Below are 19762 nucleotides of genomic sequence, written 5' to 3' on the forward strand. Positions count from 1 at the left end.
ATGAAAATAATTAATACTTCTCACTATTTTTCTATTTAATGTCACATATTATTCTTTTTTTTGTACTCAGAATGAGTGTTTTAAAAAAATAACAAGCCATTTATATATGAAAAAGATCGCTTTATTTGCTTCAGGATCAGGCACTAACGTAGAGAACATAATAGAATACTTTCAAAGTAAGTCTATTGATAATCAATATTTAATTTTAGCTAATAATCCTAATGCTAAGGTAATAGAAAAAGCTGAAAAAAGAAACTTACCTACAATCATTTTTAATAGAAACATGTTAAATGAGGGTCAAGTGGCGGAAATCTTAGAAGATTTTGCACCTGATTTAATTGTTCTCGCAGGCTTTTTATGGAAATTTCCTGAAGATCTTGTTTTGAAGTATCCAAATAAGATTATTAACATTCACCCTGCGCTTTTACCTTTATATGGAGGAAAGGGGATGTATGGTCATTTTGTGCATCAAGCTGTACTAGATAACAAAGAGAAGTTTACTGGAATAACTATTCATTATGTGAATGAACATTATGATGAAGGTGGCGTGATTTTTCAAGAGAAAACAGATATCACTGGTTTTGACCAATGGGAACAGATTGCTAAAGCTGTACAAGTATTAGAGCATAAACATTTTCCAGAGGTAATAAATGAGTTGTTATATGGCAAATAATTCTCCTCAAGTAATTCTGTATACCGATGGTTCTTCTAGAGGTAATCCTGGTCCTGGAGGATATGGATTAATTTTAGAATGGGCAGGAAGAAATGTTTTTAAGGAGTTTTCTCAAGGTTATCGAAAAACTACTAATAATCGCATGGAGCTCTTAGCAGTTATTGTAGGTTTAGAAAAACTTAAAAATCCAGGGACACGTGTATTAGTAGTTTCTGACTCTAAATACGTTGTAGATTCTGTTAGTAAAGGATGGGTTTTTAATTGGGTGAAAAAAGATTTTAAAGATAAAAAGAATCCGGATTTGTGGAAACGCTTTTTATTGATTTATCAACAGCATATTGTTGATTTTCAGTGGGTGAAAGGTCATAATGATCATCCTATGAACGAAAGATGTGATGAGTTAGCAGTTCAAGCTTCTTTTGATAAGAATGCCTTAGTAGATCTATACTATGAAGAAAATCAATAAAGTAAGTGTTTTTGAGAGGTTAAAATTTGTCTATTAATTTCTTTGCACTTATTTTTGAATTAGTATACCTTGATTTTGGTAGGATATATAGTGGTTTTTTTTACTTATGGGTATGAATTTATAGTTATCTAAGTATTTTATAACTATTAAATTTTGTAGCCAAAAAAGTATTGCACTATATTTGCACCTTTATTTCTTAGTAAAAAATATGAACAAATTACTAATTGTGGGTACAGTAGCTTTTGATGCGATAGAGACTCCATTTGGCAAGACAGATAAGATTTTAGGAGGTGCAGCAACTTTTATAGGTTTAGCTGCTTCTTACTTTAATGTGCAATCTTCTATTGTTTCCATTGTTGGAGACGACTTTCCTAGTGAGTATTTAGATTTATTGAAAAGCAGAAATATTGATACCTCAGGAATCGAAGTGGTTGAAGGTGGAGAAACTTTTTTCTGGAGTGGAAGATACCATAACGATTTAAATTCGAGAGATACTTTAGAAACTAGATTAAATGTTTTAGAGAACTTTAATCCTATAGTTCCGGAAAATTTTAAAAATGCAGATGTTGTAATGCTTGGTAATTTACATCCAAGTACACAAAAAAGTGTATTGGATCAATTATCAGAGAAACCTAAGTTGGTTGTACTAGATACAATGAATTTCTGGATGAATTGTGCTTTAGAAGAACTAAAAGAGGTATTAAAACGAGTAGATGTAATTACCATTAATGACGAAGAAGCTAGGCAGTTATCTGGAGAGTATTCTCTAGTTAAAGCAGCAGAGGTTATTCAACAAATGGGACCTAAATACGTTGTAATTAAAAAAGGTGAGCATGGCGCTTTACTTTTCTGTGAAAAGGAAGTTTTCTTTGCCCCAGCATTACCATTGAAAGAAGTGTTTGATCCAACAGGTGCTGGAGATACTTTCGCAGGTGGATTTGCAGGTTATTTAGCTCAAAGTAGTAATGTGTCTTTTCATAATATGAAAAATGCCATTATTCACGGATCTAATTTAGCATCTTTTTGTGTGGAGCAATTTGGAACAAAACGAATGGTAACTTTAGAACAAGAAGAATTAAAAAATAGATTAATACAATTTAAAACACTTACGCAATTCGATATTGAATTAGCGAAATAATATATTAGAAGCCTCAGTATGGGGCTTTTTTTAATCAAAAAACAAACTTACACACATAACACACACACAACTTAATCATGAGTGACGCACTAAAACACGAATGTGGGATAGCATTATTGAGGTTAAAAAAACCTCTATCTTTCTATAAAGAGAAGTATGGAAGTGCTTTTTATCCTATCCAAAAAATGTATTTGTTACTTGAGAAACAGCATAATCGCGGTCAAGACGGAGCTGGATTAGCAAGTATTAAACTTGATATGGAGCCGGGAGAACGATATATTAGTAGAGTTCGCTCAAATCAAAGTCAACCTATCCTTGATATTTTCCAACAGATTAATGGACGTATTAATAAGGAATTATTAGAGCATCCTGAATATGCTGATGACGTTGATTTGCAAAAAAAACATATCCCTTATTTAGGTGAAGTGTTTTTAGGGCATGTGAGATATGGAACTTTTGGAAAGAATAATATCGAGAATGTTCATCCTTTCTTGCGTCAAAACAACTGGATGCACCGTAACTTAATCTTAGCAGGTAACTTTAACTTAACTAACGTTAGGGAGCTATTCCAAGATTTAGTTGCTTTAGGTCAGCACCCTAAAGAAATGACAGACACCATTACAGTAATGGAAAAAATCGGACATTTCTTAGACGATGAAGTTTCTGAATTATACTATAAAATTAAAGAGGAAGGGTTTTCAAAAAAGGCTGCTTCTCCAAAAATTGGTGAGCGCTTAGACATTGGTAGAATCCTTAAGAGATCATCCAAGAATTGGGATGGTGGTTTTGCTATGGCTGGTATGATTGGACATGGAGACGCTTTTGTTTTACGTGATCCTGCAGGAATCCGCCCTGTTTATTATTTAGATAATGACGAAATTACTGTTGTAGCAAGTGAAAGACCTGTAATTCAAACTGCTTTTAACGTAGGTTTCGATGAAATAAAAGAATTAGATCCGGGAAGTGCTATCATTATTCGCAAAGATGCAAGTGTTCACTTTGAGAAAATATTAGATCCATTACCACTTAGAGCATGTTCTTTCGAGCGTGTTTATTTCTCTAGAGGTAATGATGCTCAAATTTATCAAGAGAGAAAAGATTTAGGAAAATTAATTTTCCCTCAAATTCTTGAAGCTATTGATGATGATACTGATAACTCTGTGTTTTCCTATATTCCAAATACCTCAGAAACTTCCTTCTTTGGAATGGTAGAAGGGGCACAAGACTTCTTGAACCAGCGTAAAATTGCAGATATCCTTACTAATAAAGAGAATTTATCAGAAGATAAATTAAAGGAAATTTTATCTGTAAAACTTCGTACAGAAAAGATTGCTGTTAAAGATGCTAAATTAAGAACCTTTATCACCGATGATAGTAGTAGAGATGATTTAGTTGCTCATGTGTACGATGTAACTTATGGAGTAATTAAACCGACAGATAACCTTGTAATTATTGACGATAGTATTGTAAGGGGGACAACTCTTAAAAAGAGTATTATTCGAATGTTAGATCGTTTGAAACCAAAACAAATAGTTGTTGTTTCAGCTGCTCCTCAAGTTCGTTACCCAGATTGCTATGGTATTGATATGGCTAAATTAGAAGGGCTAATTGCTTTTCAAGCTGCTATAGAGCTTTTAAAAGAACGCAATATGTTTGATGTAGTTGAACAAGTTTATGCTCAATCTAAAGCTCAAGAGCACTTTGAAGATAAAGATGTAGTTAATTATGTTAAGCAAATCTATGCACCTTTTACTACGCAAGAAATTTCGGATAAGATTGCACAGATGGTAACAGACAAGGACGTAACATCAAAAGTGAAAATTGTATTCCAGGAAGTGGAAAACTTACATGTTGCTTGTCCAGATAATACTGGAGACTGGTATTTTACAGGGGATTATCCAACTAAAGGTGGTAATCGTGTTGTGAATAGAGCCTTTATAAACTATTTTGAAGGAAGAGATGAAAAACCTTACTAAGGTGAAGCATTTTTATAGCTCTATATAGTAAAAGAAAAAAACAAAGCCGACCAATATATTGGTCGGCTTTGTTTTTTTAAAGAATTTTCACCCATAAAAAAAGGCTAAAAGATTTTATCTTTTAGCCTTTACATGGTATTAAAAAGCTAATTACTTAGCCTCGTTGTATCTTCTACTAACTTCATCCCAGTTAATTACATTAAAGAAAGCTGTAATATAGTCAGGACGACGGTTTTGGTAGTTTAAGTAGTAAGCGTGTTCCCATACATCCATTCCTAAGATTGGAGTACCTTGACAAGTTACACCTGGCATTAATGGGTTATCTTGATTTGGAGTACCACAAACTGATAACTTTCCATCTTTCACACATAACCAAGCCCATCCTGAACCAAACTGAGTAGCTCCAGCTTTAGAAAAAGCATCTTTGAAGTTCTCAAAAGAACCAAAATCTTTTTCAATAGCAGCTGCTAATTCTCCTTGAGGTAAACCTCCACCATTTGGGCTCATTACTGTCCAAAATAAGTTATGGTTATAAAAACCACCTCCATTATTACGCACTGCTGCGTTATTCATGTCTAGGTTTTTTAATATCTCTTCGATTGATTTTGCTTCTAATTCAGTACCAGCGATAGCATTATTTAAGTTAGTTGTATAAGCTTGGTGGTGTTTTGTATGGTGGATTTCCATTGTACGAGCATCGATATTTGGTTCTAATGCATCGTAAGCATAAGGTAATTTAGGTAATTCGAAAGCCATAATTCGTATTATTTAAAGATTAGTATTAATTTTATTTCAAATTTAGGCATTTTATGCTTAATATGAAATAGTAGAATGGTTAATTAGCGTTAACACTTAAAGTCTTTATGATGATTGAAACTCCTTCATTTTCAATATATAACGCCTCTGCGGGCGCAGGAAAAACGCATACTTTAGTTAAGGAGTATCTGAAAATACTACTTTTAGATAGGCAAGATGATGCGTATCGAAAGATTCTGGCAATAACTTTTACAAATAAAGCCGTTGCTGAGATGAAGACTAGGGTGGTGGCATGTTTGGATAATTTTTCGAAAAAAGAAGTCGATCCTAAGTTTCGCGGGATGCTTGATCAAATTATTCAAGAGACTAATTTGACAGAGCAAGTGATACGAAGTAAAAGTGGACGTATTATCAAGAGTATTATTCACAATTATGCTTCCTTTGATATTTCTACCATTGATAAGTTTACTCATAGGGTTATTCGTTCCTTCGCTTTTGATTTGGATCTGCCAATGAGTTTTGAGGTTTCTTTGGATTCCGATGAGCTGTTACAAGAGGCAGTAGATGCTGTAATTGCCAAAGCGGGAGTTGACCAACAATTAACCAACTTGCTTATTGATTTCTCCATTGACAAGGCAGATGATGATAAAAGTTGGGATATAACTAGAGAGCTCAAAGAAGTAGGTTTTTTATTATTAAATGAAAACCATAGGGAAGAGATAGGACTTTTTGCGCATAAAACATTAGAAGATTTTGTAGAAGTACGCAATTATTTAAAGAAGACAATAAAGGATTTGACTAGCTTTAATATCGAACAAGCTAAGAAGATTAAGGCTGTTATTTTAGATAATGGTATGGATCCAGCTTCTTTTTCAAGAGGTACTTTTTTTAACCATATTGATGCAATTATTACCGATGATCCAAAAGCTACTCAAAGAAGTTACTTAGAGTTTGACGATGTGGCAATAAAGAAAGCTGCAAAGGATAAGGATTTAATAGAGTCTTACGTGCCTATGTTTCTTACATTATTACAACCAGTATATGAGAACTATGCAAAAAGAGGGTTATACATAGCTTTTTTAAAAAACTTGACTCCTTTATCTTTATTAAATACCCTTAGTTTGGAAATGGATAAGATTCAAGAAGAAAAGAATATTTTATCCATAACCCAGTTTAACTCTATTATACATGAACAAATTCAGGATCAACCTGCACCGTTTATTTATGAAAGATTAGGGGAAAGATACCAGCATTTCTTCATTGATGAATTTCAAGATACCTCGGAAATGCAGTGGCAGAACTTAATTCCTTTAATTGATAATGCATTAGCAGGTCAAGATCTCGCTGGGAATAAGGGGAGTTTAATGATAGTTGGGGATCCTAAACAATCCATTTATCGCTGGCGTGGTGGTAAAGCAGAACAATTCATAGCCTTAAGTAATACTGATAATCCTTTCTCTAACCCAAGTAAACAAACTGTTCATTTAGATACTAATTATCGTAGTTATGCACAGGTAATTGAATTTAATAATGACTTTTTTAAACAAGTAGGAGAGTATTTCAATAAGGAGGATTATAAAAATTTATATGAGAACCAAAGCTCACAAAATACAAATAGTAAAAAGGGAGGATATGTAGCTTTAGAATTTATCGAAAAAGTAAGTCCACAGGATAAAGAGCAAGGGATCGACAAAGATCTTTTATATGCTCAAGCAACTTTAAAGACTATTCAAAAAGCAGTTGAAAATGGTTTTGAACTACAAGATATTGTAATCTTGACTCGAAAGAGAAATCACGGAGTAATCTTAGCCAATTATCTTACAGAAAATGAAATAGATATTCTTTCTTCTGATTCATTGCTAATTAATAATGCTAGTGAAGTGAAATTGATTATTCAAGTTCTACGTTATTTAAAGAATGATAAAGATTTAGAAGCAAAAACGGGCTTAATATATTATGTAGCTTGTAAAAACGGAATCCAACAAGAACGTCATGATTTTATCCGAGAAGGATTAAACATGGAAAGTGAAGTAGAATTTGAACTTTGGTTAAAGGAAAAAGGTGTTCCAATTATATTCGATTTTTGTAGAAGTAGGTCCTTATATGATGCTGTTGAATCGATTATTCACGCATTTATGCCAGATAAAATGGCTAACTCCTATGTATTGTACTTCCTAGATTTAGTGTTGGAGAAAAGTTTAAAAAACCACTTTGGTATTAGTGACTTTTTAGAGTATTGGATATTGAATTACCAGAAATTTAGTATCCCAACACCAGAGGGTAAAAATGCAGTTCAAATTATGACCATTCATAAATCAAAGGGGTTAGAATTTCCAGTTGTTATCTTCCCTTTTGCAGAAGAGGACTACTCTAGACCAGATAGAGATAAGTTGTGGGTTGATTTTGACCAAGAAGATCCTAATATAAATTTCCCTAAGGCCCTAGTTGATCCTAAAAAGGAGGTAGAGCAATATGGAGTTTTAGCACAGCAAATTTACCTGGAAAAAGAACAACAGACTTTATTAGATAATATCAATGTTCTTTATGTAGCCCTTACTAGAGCAGAAGAACAACTTTATGTTATTAGTTCACATAATACTACGGCAAAAGGTGACTTCTCTAACAATTTATCCAAATTGTTCTTAGATTTCTTAGTACATAAAGGACTTTATAATCCTAGTGTACTTTATTATGAATTTGGTTGTGCAAAGAAAGTATCAAGCCCAAAAGATCATGATTTGGACCTGAGCAATAAAATGATACATCCAGTTAGAGAGTCTTTGGAATTTAGCGCAATTAAAATTGCTCAAAAAGAAGCTTTAATGTGGGATTCAGAAAGCCAAAAAAGTATTGAGTATGGAAACCTTATTCATAAAATTATGTCCTTTATAGGAGATTATAGTGATATAGATAACGCCATGGAGCAAGCTCTTGAGCAAGGGTTGATCCAAAGTGTTCAAGAAGATGCTTTTAGAGATATTTTAGAACGCATAGTTTCGCACCCTGAATTAGTTGACTTTTTCTCTAAGGACAATAAAGTTTATAATGAGAGGGTGATTATTCAAGGAGGGGCTCGAAATACTATACCAGATAGAGTGGTTATTAAACCAAATGGAGATTGTTTGGTATTAGATTATAAGACAGGAAAACATGAGCCTAAGTATGTGCAACAAGTTTTGTCTTATGGACAATCTTTAGAGCAGATGGGCTATAAGGTGATTAAAAAAGTGCTGTTATACACAACGGATGATTTAAATATAATACATTTGTAAAGTAATCAATATAGAATGCTATTAAAATTTTAGTATATGTACGGAAAAATTAAAGAACATCTTCAAAAAGAGTTGGCTGAAATCCAAGATAATGGATTATTTAAAAAAGAAAGAATTATCACTTCTGCACAGGATGCAGAAATAACAGTTTCTTCGGGAGCTAAAGTACTTAACTTTTGTGCTAATAACTATTTAGGTTTGTCTTCACATCCTGAAGTTATTCAGGCTGCAAAAGATACTTTAGATTCTCATGGATTTGGTATGTCTTCTGTTCGTTTCATTTGTGGAACACAAGATATTCACAAAACATTAGAGCAAAAAATCGCTGATTTTTATCAAACAGAAGATACTATTTTATATGCTGCTGCTTTTGATGCAAATGGTGGAGTTTTCGAACCATTATTAACTGCAGAAGACGCTATTATTTCAGATAGTTTAAACCACGCTTCTATTATTGATGGAGTTCGCTTATGTAAAGCAGCACGTTATCGTTATGAAAATAATGATATGGCAGATTTAGAGGCGCAGTTAATAAAAGCAAACGAGGCTGGACATCGTTTTAAAATCATCGTTACTGATGGGGTATTCTCTATGGATGGTCTAGTTGCTCCGTTAGATAAAATTTGTGATTTAGCAGATAAGTACGATGCATTAGTAATGGTGGATGAGTGTCATGCTGCTGGTTTTATTGGTGCTACTGGAAAAGGAACATTAGAGGCAAAGAATGTAATGGGGCGTGTTGATATTATCACAGGTACTTTAGGAAAAGCTCTTGGAGGTGCAATGGGAGGATATACAACAGGTAAGAAAGAAATCATTGAACTTTTAAGACAACGTTCAAGACCTTACTTATTCTCTAACTCTTTAGCACCAATGATTGTTGGAGCTTCTATTAAGGTTTTTGAGCTTTTAGAAAAGGATACTACATTACGTGATACTTTAGAATGGAATACTAATTACTTCAAAAAGGGAATGCAAGAAGCAGGTTTTGATATCATCGATGGAGATTCTGCAATCGTTCCTGTAATGTTATACGACGCTAAATTGTCACAAGACATGGCTGACCGCCTTTTAGAAAAAGGAGTATATGTAATTGGATTCTTCTTCCCAGTGGTACCTCAAGGTAAAGCTAGAATTAGAGTACAACTATCAGCAGCTCATACTAAAGAGCACTTAGATAAAGCTATTGCAGCCTTTATTGAAGTAGGAAAAGAATTAAAAGTTATTTAATTTGATTAAGATTAATCCCCATATTTCTTGTAAATGTTGGGGATTAATCTTAATTTTGACTTAAATATCGATAAAATAGAAAATTTATGAAACATTTCAACAAATTTATCGCTGCCGTTGTTCTGTGTGCAGGTTTGTCTGTACAGGCGCAAGATGCTGATCACCCGTGGTCAGTAAGTATTGGAGCAAATGCTGTAAATACCAAAGTGAGTTCAGCAAAAGGATTCTCACATCGTATGGGAGGATATTTCAATACATCAGATTATAATATCTTACCTTCTGTTTCTTACTTAAACGTTGCACGTTATTTAGGAGATGGTTTTTCTTTAGGAATTACTGGATCTGTAAATAAAATAACTAAATTCATCGCTCCAGAGAGCCAAGGATATTTAAAATATAATCCTGGTGATTTAATGTATTACGGAATTGATGCAGAGATTAAGTATAGTTTTAAAGAACTATTAAATTCTAAAGTTGTTGACCCTTTCTTACTAGTAGGAGGAGGATATACTTTCCTTGGGAAAGCAAGTGCTGGAACAGTGAATGGAGGTTTAGGATTTAACTTTTGGTTTACTCCAAGTGTAGCCTTCACTATTCAGTCTACTTATAAGCATTCATATGATGATAGTAGAGTTCCTGATGTTGGAGTTGCTTCACATATGCAACACTTTGCAGGTTTACGTTTCCAATTCGGTGCAAAAGATAGAGATGGAGATGGAGTATTAGATAAATACGATGAGTGTCCAGATGAGTTTGGTCTAGCTTCTTTAAATGGTTGTCCAGATAGAGATGGAGATGGTATTCCAGATCATTTAGACGAATGTCCAGATGAGTTTGGTCTAGCTTCTTTAAATGGTTGTCCAGATAGAGATGGAGATGGTATTCCAGATCATTTAGACGAATGTCCAGATGTACCAGGCTTAGCTCAATTCAATGGATGTCCTGACACAGATGGAGATGGAATTCCTGATAATTTAGACGAGTGTCCAGAGGTTCCTGGTCCAGCTGAAAACAAGGGATGTCCTTGGCCAGATACAGATGGAGATGGAATTCCAGATTATTTAGATGAGTGCCCAGATGTTGCTGGACCTGCTTCTAATAATGGATGTCCAGAAATTAAAGAAGAACATGTTAAGCAATTAAATGAGTATGGAAAAACAATCCTTTTCAATACAGGTAAATATACTTTCCAAAATTCTTCTTATGCAGTGTTAGATAATATTGCAAAAATTATGCAAGAATACCCTACAAGCAAATTCCATATTGCTGGGTACACAGATAGTACAGGAAATGATAAAATCAACATTCCATTATCTGATAACAGAGCTAATGCTGTAAAAGTATACTTAATCGAAAAAGGAATTGACGCATCTCGTTTAACTTCTAAAGGTTATGGATCACAAGACCCAATTGCTTCTAATAAGACAGTAACTGGACGTGAATTAAATAGACGTGTTGAAATACAATTAGTTAAGTAATTTTATACGTATACAATTATATTAAAACGCCTTGATGAATTATCAAGGCGTTTTTTTTATATCTTTAATTTATGAAGACAGTCACATTTTTAGAACGTTTAAGTGCTCAAATAAAACAAGATTATCCTTTAAACATGGATGATTTGGTAGTCGTTCTACCAAATAAAAGGGCTAAAATATTCTTATTAGAATGTTTGAAAAAACACTATTCGAATAGTGTTTTTGCTCCTGAAATTATTAGTATAGAGGAGCTAATTCAGGATATTTCTGGTATTAGAAGTATTGATTCTATTGAGCTTTTATTTGAATTCTACTTAGTGTATTGCGAAATTGAAACTCAACAAAGAGATGATTTCGATCATTTTGCAAACTGGGCAAAGACCCTACTACAAGACTTTAATGAAATAGATCGTTATTTACTTAAGCCTTCCTATGTTTTTTCCTATCTAAAAAACATAGAAGATATTAAACATTGGGCAGTAGATTTGGAAAGTAGAACTCCTTTAATTACTAAGTATTTAGAGTTTTGGGATAGAATGCCTATTTATTATGAAAATCTCTATAAGCGATTAGTAGATAAAAGAATTGGATATCAAGGTTTAATCTACAGAGAGGCAGTAGCTAATCACGATGCTTATTTAAAATCAAATAATAAACAATTCTATTTCGCAGGATTTAATGCTTTAAATGCTGCAGAAGAAGTAATTATTCAGCATGTGTTATTAGAGAAAAGAGGAAGAGTGTTTTGGGATTTAGATCTTACTTTCTTGAATGATACTTCTCATGATGCTGGATTGTTTTTAAGAAGGATTAAAAATAAATGGAATTACTACAAGACGAATGAATTTGAATGGATTGTTGATGAGTTCTCGAAAGAAAAAAACATTCAGGTAATACAAACTCCTAAAAGTGTTGGTCAGGCCAAAATTGCAGGCCAAATAGTTGAAAATCTTCTTGAAAAAGCAACTTCTTTAGATAAGGTTGCTGTAGTTTTAGGGGAAGAGAATCTTCTGTTACCTGTTTTGCATGGTTTACCAAAGTCAGTTTCTAGTTTGAATATTACTATGGGGTATAGTGGTAATAGTAATCCAGTACAGATTTTATTACATAAAATATTCAAAATGCACTTAGGGGCGATTCGACGTTCCGATAAGCAGTATGTTGTTTACTATAAGGAAATACTAGATGTGTTGAGTAATCCAATTTTGACTTTGTCTTTAGAATGCGAGGACATTGTTAAGCAGATTAATCAAAAGAACTTAACTTTCTTTACTTTAGATCGTTTTGGAGATTGGTTAAACCATCCTGAGTTTGAAATGCGTAAATTAGTCTTTGAGAGCTGGAGAGATAAGTCCTCTGTTGAGATCTTGGAGACACTTGTAAAAATTGTCTTGAGGATCAAAGAAAACTTAGTCCAAGAGGATAGTAATCAAATGTTAACTAAGACCTTTTTATATTCTGCCTACCAAATGCTTATTCGTTTGGTTTCCTACTGTCAGAAATACCCTGTAGTACATAATATTGAAACGCTTTATTCTTTATATAAACAAATAATGGATCTAAGCGAAGTAAGTTTTGAAGGGGAGCCTTTAGAAGGCTTGCAAGTCATGGGAGTATTGGAAAGTCGTGTTTTGGATTTTGACACAGTGATTGTTACCTCGGTTAATGAGGGTAAGTTCCCAGCCGGTAAAACACAAAACTCTTTCATACCTAATGATGTAAAAAGGGAAATTGGTTTACCTACTTTTAAAGAAAAGGATGCTATATATAGTTACCACTTTTACCACCTTTTACAAAGGGCAAAGAATATCTATTTACTCTATAATTCTCAAAGTGATGGAATGGATGCAGGGGAAAAAAGTAGATTCTTAACCCAACTAGAGGTAGAGACTATGGAGAATCATAAGGTAGAATACCTTACTTATTCTGCTGACTTACCAGATAAAGCTTATCAAGCTATGGAGATTCCAAAGAGCACACTACTGCAAGAGGAATTAAAGACAATTTCTCAAGGAAAAGGATTTTCTCCCTCGGCGCTTTCTAATTACTTAAGGAATCCAATAGAATTCTATTTCCAGAGGGTATTAGGTATTCGTGCTTTAGATGAGGTTGAGGAAAGTATTGCATTAAACACTCTAGGGACTATTATCCACAATGCATTGGAAAGACTTTATCTTCCTTATAAGGGGTATATTTTAAATAAAGAGATTATACTACAGCTAAAAAAACAAGCGGATTTATTTGTTCAACAGGAATTCGAAAGCGTTTATAATAGTGATAAGGACAAGATGGGAATGAACTTACTAGCTTTTGAGGTGGCTAAAAGAAATGTATTTCACTTTTTAAATCAAGAGCTAGCTGCTCTAGAGAAAGGAGATGAGATTGTTTTATTAGAGTTAGAAACTAAGTTAGCTTATACCATAGAAGATCCTCGTTTACCTTATAGTGTTAATATCTTTGGATATGTAGATCGCATTGAACGTAGGAATGGGGTTATTAGAGTTATTGACTATAAGACAGGGAAAGTAAGTGCTACTGATGTGCGTTTAAAGACCTGGGAAGGTTTAACAAAAGAGGTGAAGAACGACAAAATTATTCAACTTCTTTGTTATGCTTTAATGTACCAAAATAAACTAGAACACCCTAATCAGGCCATCGAAGCTGGAATATATTCTTTTAAAAATAGAAGAGAAGGATTCCTGTTTTTTGGTATTGTAGAAGGTAAAGAAGTTGATCAATTAATAGATCAAGAAAAATTAAATTGTTTCAAAGATGAGTTAATAGAACTACTGTTGGAAATTATAAATCCACAAGAAGATTTTATAGAGAATGCTTAGCTTTGTTTTTGAATAAAATAAAAAGCCTTTAAATAAATTTTAAAGGCTTTTTTTATTGCAATAAATCAAGTGTTATATTTTATAATAAGGAAGAAATAATTTGCTCTATTTCTTGTCTAGCTTCTAGATGGAGCATATGACCTTGTGGTAAACTAATTAATTGGCAATTGGTTCCTTCTAGTTGTTGTTTTGTAAGATTATAATCCATAATAGGATCCTTTTGTCCCAGAATGAAGCAGATAGGGAAAGCAGCAGTATGTATAAGTTTTTGCTTGTCTGTCCTTAGTTTCATTGCCTCTAATGCAGTAATTATTGCTGTAGTAGGAATTTTTTTTGCTTGTTCAATTAAATGAGTGATTTGTGGTTTTAATTCTTTCTTAGCCTCTAGGGTAAATAAGTTAGTGATGGCTAGTTGAATAAAAGTGTCTTTATTACTTTTAATAATAGCAATTGCTCTATCTCTTTGTTGTTTCTTTTGTTCAGAATCCATAATAGCAGTAGAATTAATAAGTATTAATTGCTGTACATAAGTAGGGTAATGTTCTGCGAATTCGAGTGCTAAATATCCGCCCATGGAGTGTCCAATGAGAGTTGCTTTATTTATTTCTAAACTTTCAAGTAAATCAAATAAGTCATCTGCTATGTCACTTAGAGTAGGATTTGGACCATCTAAATTTACACTACTTCGTCCATGTCCAAAGAAATCTACAGTGATTACTTGGTGCGTCTGACTAAAATATGGGATAAAATACTCCCAAATAGATGAGTCTTCCAAAAAACCATGTAAAAAAAGTAAACATTTTCCTTGGCCTTGTACAGTATATGATAAAGTGCCATGATTGGATTGTAGAGTTGAAAAGGACATTTTACGTATTTTAAAGCTGTAAATTTAGTAAGTTGTTTTTGAACAAAAAAGCAGATGTATCTTTATCCTGCTATTTTCAATTAGCTCAAGATTGCAATTGCGAAATCCTATAAAGTATTGTAATAGTTTTGTTATTTCACTAAAGAATAGGAGTGTGGGATTTTCTAAGTTGTGGGGTAATGGTGGGCAGAATTTCCCACTAAAAGAGGTGGAATTGTTCTTTTTTATGGAGAATACCTTGTTAATTAAGTAATAATAGTAAAATTTTCAATCGTGTTTTAATTTTAAAAATAACACAGATATAGATATAATAAAAATATTTTAACACAATTAGAGCCTATAATGTTTTTATTTGTAAAAAACCTCTCCATAGATGAGTTTTTTGGCTAAATAATTAAGATAATTATTTGTTTAAACTCAGTATAAATAGGGGCTTGTAAGTTGTGTACATGCTATATAAGCTGTATTTTTGAGAGATTTTTTAAGAAAACAATTAAAATTACATTATGGCAAAATCTGCACTTTTAAAGTCATCCATTGCAAAGAAATACTGGATGGCTCTTACTGGTTTATTTTTATGCTTGTTTTTGGTTGGTCACTTGGTGGGAAACCTTCAATTGATTTTTGGTGATGCATCTGTATTCAACGAGTATGCATTATTCATGACAACTAATCCAGCAGTAAAAATTTTATCTTATTTAACGTATATCTCTATCCTGTTTCACGCAGTGGATGGTATCGTTTTAACTATTCAAAATAAGAAAGCACGTCCAATTGGATATGCAAAGAACAACGCTGCGTCGAATAGTACATGGGCTTCTCGCAATATGGCTGTTTTAGGTACTTTATTGTTAGTTTTCATCGTTACTCACATGACTAACTTTTGGGCTAAAATGCACTTCACGCAAATGCCTTTACAAACTATCGCTGTAAACATCGAAGGACAACCAGATCCTGTAATGGTTTACAAGACAGTTTCAGGACAACCTATCCAAGTAACAGCAGTAGAAGCTGGTGCTGTAACAGTGAAAGGTACTGATTTTTACCAAGCTGGTACTGACTTAATGATTGCAGAAGGTTATAAAGATTTACATAAAATTACTTTTGAGTTTTTTAAAGATCCAAGCACTGGACTAATTAGTACTTTATTATATGTAGTTGCAATGATTGTATTAGGATTTCACTTATCACACGGATTTGCAAGTGCATTCCAATCTTTAGGTGTAAATAATCCTAAAATTAATGGAGCAATTAAATTAGGAGGATACTTATTCTGCTATTTAGTTCCTGCATTGTTCGCAATCATTCCATTGTATATTCACTTTGTATAATTGTCCTAAAGAAATAGATTATGAAATTAGATTCTAAGATACCTCAAGGACCAATCGATAAGAAATGGTCTGATTATAAAAACCACATTAAATTAGTTAACCCTGCAAACAAACGTAACATTGATGTTATCGTTGTTGGAACAGGATTAGCAGGTGGTGCAGCTGCTGCTACTTTAGCAGAGTTGGGATATAATGTAAAAGCATTTTGTTATCAAGATTCACCTCGTCGTGCGCACTCTATTGCTGCACAAGGGGGAATTAACGCTTCTAAGAATTACCAAGGGGATGGTGACTCGGTTTATAGATTATTCTATGATACTGTAAAAGGTGGAGATTACCGTGCACGTGAAGCTAACGTTTACCGTTTAGCAGAAGTTTCTGAAAATATTATCGACCAATGTGTTGCTCAAGGTGTACCTTTCGCACGTGAATATGGTGGATTATTAGATAACCGTTCTTTCGGAGGAGTACAAGTTTCTCGTACTTTCTACGCAAAAGGACAAACTGGACAACAGTTATTATTAGGAGCATACTCTGCTATGAACCGTCAAATTGGACGTGGGAAAATCAAAATGTACAATCGTCATGAAATGTTAGACGTTGTAATCGTTGATGGAAAAGCAAGAGGTATTATTGCTCGTGATTCAGTTACAGGAGAAATTGAGCGTCACTCTGCTCATGCTGTTGTAATTTGTACAGGTGGATACGGTAACGTTTTCTTCCTTTCTACAAACGCAATGGGATCTAACGTAACTGCAGCATGGAAAGCACACAAAAGAGGAGCTTACTTTGCTAACCCTTGTTTTACACAAATTCACCCAACTTGTATTCCAGTAACTGGAGACCACCAATCTAAGTTAACTTTGATGTCGGAGTCTTTACGTAACGATGGACGTATTTGGGTTCCAAAGAAAATAGAAGATGCAGTTGCAATTAGAGAAGGTAAACTTAAACCTACTCAAATCGCAGAAGAAGATAGAGATTACTACTTAGAAAGAAGATACCCATCTTTCGGAAACTTAGTACCTCGTGATGTTGCTTCTCGTGCAGCTAAAGAAAGATGTGATGCTGGTTATGGTGTTAACGCAACAGGAGAGGCAGTTTACTTAGACTTCGCTTCTGCTATTGATCGTTACGGTAAAGAACAAGCTAGACTTCAACATTTAGATGAGAATGACCCTAAAGTTGTTTATAAATTAGGTAAAGATGTTGTTGAGAATAAATATGGTAACTTATTCCAAATGTACGAGAAGATCGTAGATGAGGATCCATATACTACTCCAATGATGATTTATCCAGCAGTTCACTACACAATGGGTGGATTATGGGTAGATTATAACTTAATGTCGACTATCGAAGGATGTTACGTTTTAGGAGAAGCTAACTTCTCAGATCACGGAGCAAACCGTTTAGGAGCATCTGCTTTAATGCAAGGTTTAGCTGATGGATACTTCGTATTACCTTACACTATTGGAGATTACTTATCTAACGATATTCGTACAGGAGCAATCTCTACTGACTTACCTGAGTTTGCTGAAGCTGAAGCTAAAGTGAAATCAACTATTGATCAATTAATGAGCAATAAAGGAATTCACTCTGTTGACTACTTCCACAAGAAATTAGGTAAAATTATGTGGGATAAAGTAGGTATGGCTAGAAATGCTAAGGGATTAACGGAAGCAATGAAGGAGATCGCTGAGCTTAGAGAACAATTCTACAAAGAAGTAAGAGTTTCTGGTACAGAAGATAGCTTTAACCAAGAGTTAGAGAAAGCTTTAAAAGTTGCTGACTACCTTGAGTTAGGAGAGTTATTCGCGAAAGATGCTTTACACCGTGAAGAATCTTGTGGAGGACACTTCCGTGAAGAACACCAAACTGAAGAAGGTGAAGCACAACGTGATGACGAAAACTTCGCTTACGTTGCAGCATGGGAATACAAAGGAAATCCAAGTGATGCAGTACTTCACAAAGAAGACCTTGTATATGAAAACATTAAATTGGTAGCTCGTAGTTATAAATAATATTGAGAATCGCTTAAAAGCAATTCTTACTTGTAAAAATTCGAACAAATGAATCTTACACTAAAAATATGGCGTCAAAGTAACGCTAAAGCACAAGGAAAAATGGTTGATTATTCTATCAATAACATTTCTCCTGATATGTCTTTCTTAGAAATGCTTGATGTTTTAAACAATGAGTTAGTTGAGAAAGGTGATGAGCCTGTAGCATTCGATCACGATTGTCGTGAGGGAATTTGTGGAATGTGTTCTTTATTCATTAATGGAGAGGCTCACGGACCAGACCGCGGAATTACTACATGTCAATTACACATGAGAAAGTTTAAAGATGGTGATACAATCTACATTGAGCCATTCAGAGCTAAAGCTTTCCCAGTTATTAAAGACTTAGTAGTTGACCGTAACGCTTTTGATAAAATTCAACACGCTGGAGGTTTCGTTTCTGTGAATACTTCTGGAAATACACAAGATGCTAACGCAATTCCAATTCCTAAGCATGATGCAGATCGCGCTTTTGATGCGGCAACTTGTATTGGATGTGGTGCATGTGTTGCAACATGTAAAAACTCTTCTGCGATGCTTTTCGTATCTGCAAAAGTTTCTCAGTTCGCTTTATTACCTCAAGGTAAAGTGGAGGCTACTGACCGTGTTTTAAACATGGTAGCTGAAATGGATAACTTAGGTTTTGGTAACTGTACAAATACTGGAGCATGTGAAGTAGAATGTCCTAAAGGAATTTCTTTAGAGAACATTGCTCGTATGAACAGAGAGTATTTAAAAGCTGTTTTATAAGCATACACACTTATAATAATATATCTAAGCGGTGAGGAGTTTTTCTCACCGCTTTTTTGTTTTAAATTATCTCCTATTTGAATTGTTAGAGATTTGGGTTAATTTCGGAGTTATTAAAGTTTAGAATTTATGAAAGTTGCAGTTATACAAGCACCGTTAGTATGGGAAGATATTGACGCTAATATGGCGTTTTTTTCAGATAAATTAAAACACATTGAAAAAGGGACTAACCTAGTGGTTTTACCAGAAATGTTTACAACTGGTTTTACTATGGATCCCACTAAGTGTTATATCACGATGGATGGTCCCCAATTAGAAGAATTAGTTGTATTGTGTAAACAATATAACTTTGCACTAACAGGGAGTGTAATTGTGAAAGAAGAAGATAAATATTATAATAGACTTGTGTTTATCCATCCTTGTGGAAAGCTAGAATACTATGATAAACGCCATCTATTCTCCTTGGCTGGAGAGCAAAATGCTTATCAAAAAGGAAATGAGCGAATCATTGTAGACTATATGGGGTGGAGAATTTGTCCTTTGGTATGTTATGATTTGCGCTTCCCTGTATTTGCACGTAATAACCAAAACAGTTATGATCTTCTTATTTATGTAGCAAGTTGGCCAGATCAAAGAATTTTTGCTTGGGATAGTCTGTTACCAGCTAGAGCAATTGAAAACATGACATATGTTATTGGAGTAAATCGCTGTGGTTTAGATAAAGACTCCAATGTATATACTGGACATAGTCAGGTGATAGATTATATTGGAAAACCTCTTATTTCAAGTCTAGAGGGTCAACAAGTTCGCTATTGCACTTTGGATTTAACTATGTTGCAGAAAGCGAGGAATCGCTTTGGTTTTTTAAATGATGCGGATAGTTTTGATTTTCACTTTTAAATAAAATTAAATACCCCAAAAAGTTGGACT

Annotated in this window: 14 protein-coding genes; 12 read left to right on the plus strand and 2 right to left on the minus strand. The window is 33.8% G+C overall.

Going from position 1 to position 19762, the window contains the following annotated elements; all coding sequences use genetic code 11:
* Window positions 1–106 precede the first annotated feature (106 nt).
* The 4 genes from purN (at window position 107) to ACYSNM_RS00140 (ending at window position 4253) form a co-directional block, all read left to right on the plus strand.
* On the plus strand, window positions 107–673 hold the full coding sequence (purN, locus tag ACYSNM_RS00125) for a phosphoribosylglycinamide formyltransferase (RefSeq protein WP_461755115.1): 567 nt from the start codon (window positions 107–109) through the stop codon (window positions 671–673).
* Complete coding sequence (gene rnhA, locus ACYSNM_RS00130; protein ID WP_461755116.1) at window positions 663–1139, plus strand: ribonuclease HI; 477 nt, start codon at window positions 663–665, stop codon at window positions 1137–1139. The genes purN and rnhA overlap by 11 nt, the downstream gene beginning before the upstream one ends.
* A 208-nt stretch (window positions 1140–1347) precedes the next feature.
* Entirely contained in the window at window positions 1348–2277 is a 930-nt protein-coding gene (locus ACYSNM_RS00135; RefSeq protein WP_461755117.1) for a PfkB family carbohydrate kinase, read from the plus strand.
* A 77-nt stretch (window positions 2278–2354) separates the two neighbouring features.
* Window positions 2355–4253, plus strand: a complete 1899-nt coding sequence (locus ACYSNM_RS00140) for an amidophosphoribosyltransferase (protein ID WP_461755118.1) — start codon at window positions 2355–2357, stop codon at window positions 4251–4253.
* Window positions 4254–4403: 150 nt separating this feature from the next.
* Here ACYSNM_RS00140 and ACYSNM_RS00145 read toward each other — a convergent pair whose 3' ends face one another.
* Window positions 4404–5009 carry a superoxide dismutase gene (locus ACYSNM_RS00145; RefSeq protein WP_461754512.1) on the minus strand — a complete coding sequence of 202 codons (606 nt, stop codon included), beginning with the start codon at window positions 5007–5009 and terminating at the stop codon, window positions 4404–4406.
* A gap of 110 nt (window positions 5010–5119) precedes the next feature.
* Between ACYSNM_RS00145 and ACYSNM_RS00150 the strand changes: the two genes are divergently transcribed.
* The 4 genes from ACYSNM_RS00150 (at window position 5120) to ACYSNM_RS00165 (ending at window position 13826) form a co-directional block, all read left to right on the plus strand.
* Entirely contained in the window at window positions 5120–8281 is a 3162-nt protein-coding gene (locus tag ACYSNM_RS00150; RefSeq protein ID WP_461755426.1) for a UvrD-helicase domain-containing protein, read from the plus strand.
* 36 nt (window positions 8282–8317) lie between these two features.
* Window positions 8318–9511 (plus strand): glycine C-acetyltransferase, encoded by a 1194-nt coding sequence (kbl, locus tag ACYSNM_RS00155; protein WP_461755119.1) that lies wholly within the window; start codon window positions 8318–8320, stop codon window positions 9509–9511.
* 86 nt (window positions 9512–9597) lie between these two features.
* Window positions 9598–10989 carry an OmpA family protein gene (locus ACYSNM_RS00160; RefSeq protein WP_461755120.1) on the plus strand — a complete coding sequence of 464 codons (1392 nt, stop codon included), beginning with the start codon at window positions 9598–9600 and terminating at the stop codon, window positions 10987–10989.
* A 71-nt stretch (window positions 10990–11060) separates the two neighbouring features.
* Window positions 11061–13826: a PD-(D/E)XK nuclease family protein gene (locus ACYSNM_RS00165; protein WP_461755121.1), complete on the plus strand. Its 2766-nt coding sequence runs from the start codon at window positions 11061–11063 to the stop codon at window positions 13824–13826.
* A 79-nt stretch (window positions 13827–13905) separates the two neighbouring features.
* Here ACYSNM_RS00165 and ACYSNM_RS00170 read toward each other — a convergent pair whose 3' ends face one another.
* Window positions 13906–14691, minus strand: a complete 786-nt coding sequence (locus ACYSNM_RS00170; protein WP_461755122.1) for an alpha/beta fold hydrolase — start codon at window positions 14689–14691, stop codon at window positions 13906–13908.
* A 506-nt stretch (window positions 14692–15197) separates the two neighbouring features.
* Between ACYSNM_RS00170 and ACYSNM_RS00175 the strand changes: the two genes are divergently transcribed.
* From ACYSNM_RS00175 to ACYSNM_RS00190, 4 genes are all read left to right on the plus strand, one after another.
* Window positions 15198–16022 (plus strand): succinate dehydrogenase cytochrome b subunit, encoded by an 825-nt coding sequence (locus ACYSNM_RS00175; RefSeq protein WP_461755123.1) that lies wholly within the window; start codon window positions 15198–15200, stop codon window positions 16020–16022.
* Between the two features lie 20 nt (window positions 16023–16042).
* Window positions 16043–18043, plus strand: coding sequence for a fumarate reductase/succinate dehydrogenase flavoprotein subunit (locus tag ACYSNM_RS00180; RefSeq protein WP_461755124.1), 2001 nt, complete (start codon window positions 16043–16045; stop codon window positions 18041–18043).
* Between the two features lie 48 nt (window positions 18044–18091).
* Window positions 18092–18832 carry a succinate dehydrogenase/fumarate reductase iron-sulfur subunit gene (locus ACYSNM_RS00185; RefSeq protein WP_461755125.1) on the plus strand — a complete coding sequence of 247 codons (741 nt, stop codon included), beginning with the start codon at window positions 18092–18094 and terminating at the stop codon, window positions 18830–18832.
* Window positions 18833–18961: 129 nt separating this feature from the next.
* Entirely contained in the window at window positions 18962–19732 is a 771-nt protein-coding gene (locus ACYSNM_RS00190) for an amidohydrolase (RefSeq protein WP_461755126.1), read from the plus strand.
* The last annotated feature ends 30 nt before the right edge of the window (window positions 19733–19762 follow it).

It is taken from the genome of Myroides sp. LJL116, from assembly GCF_054871685.1.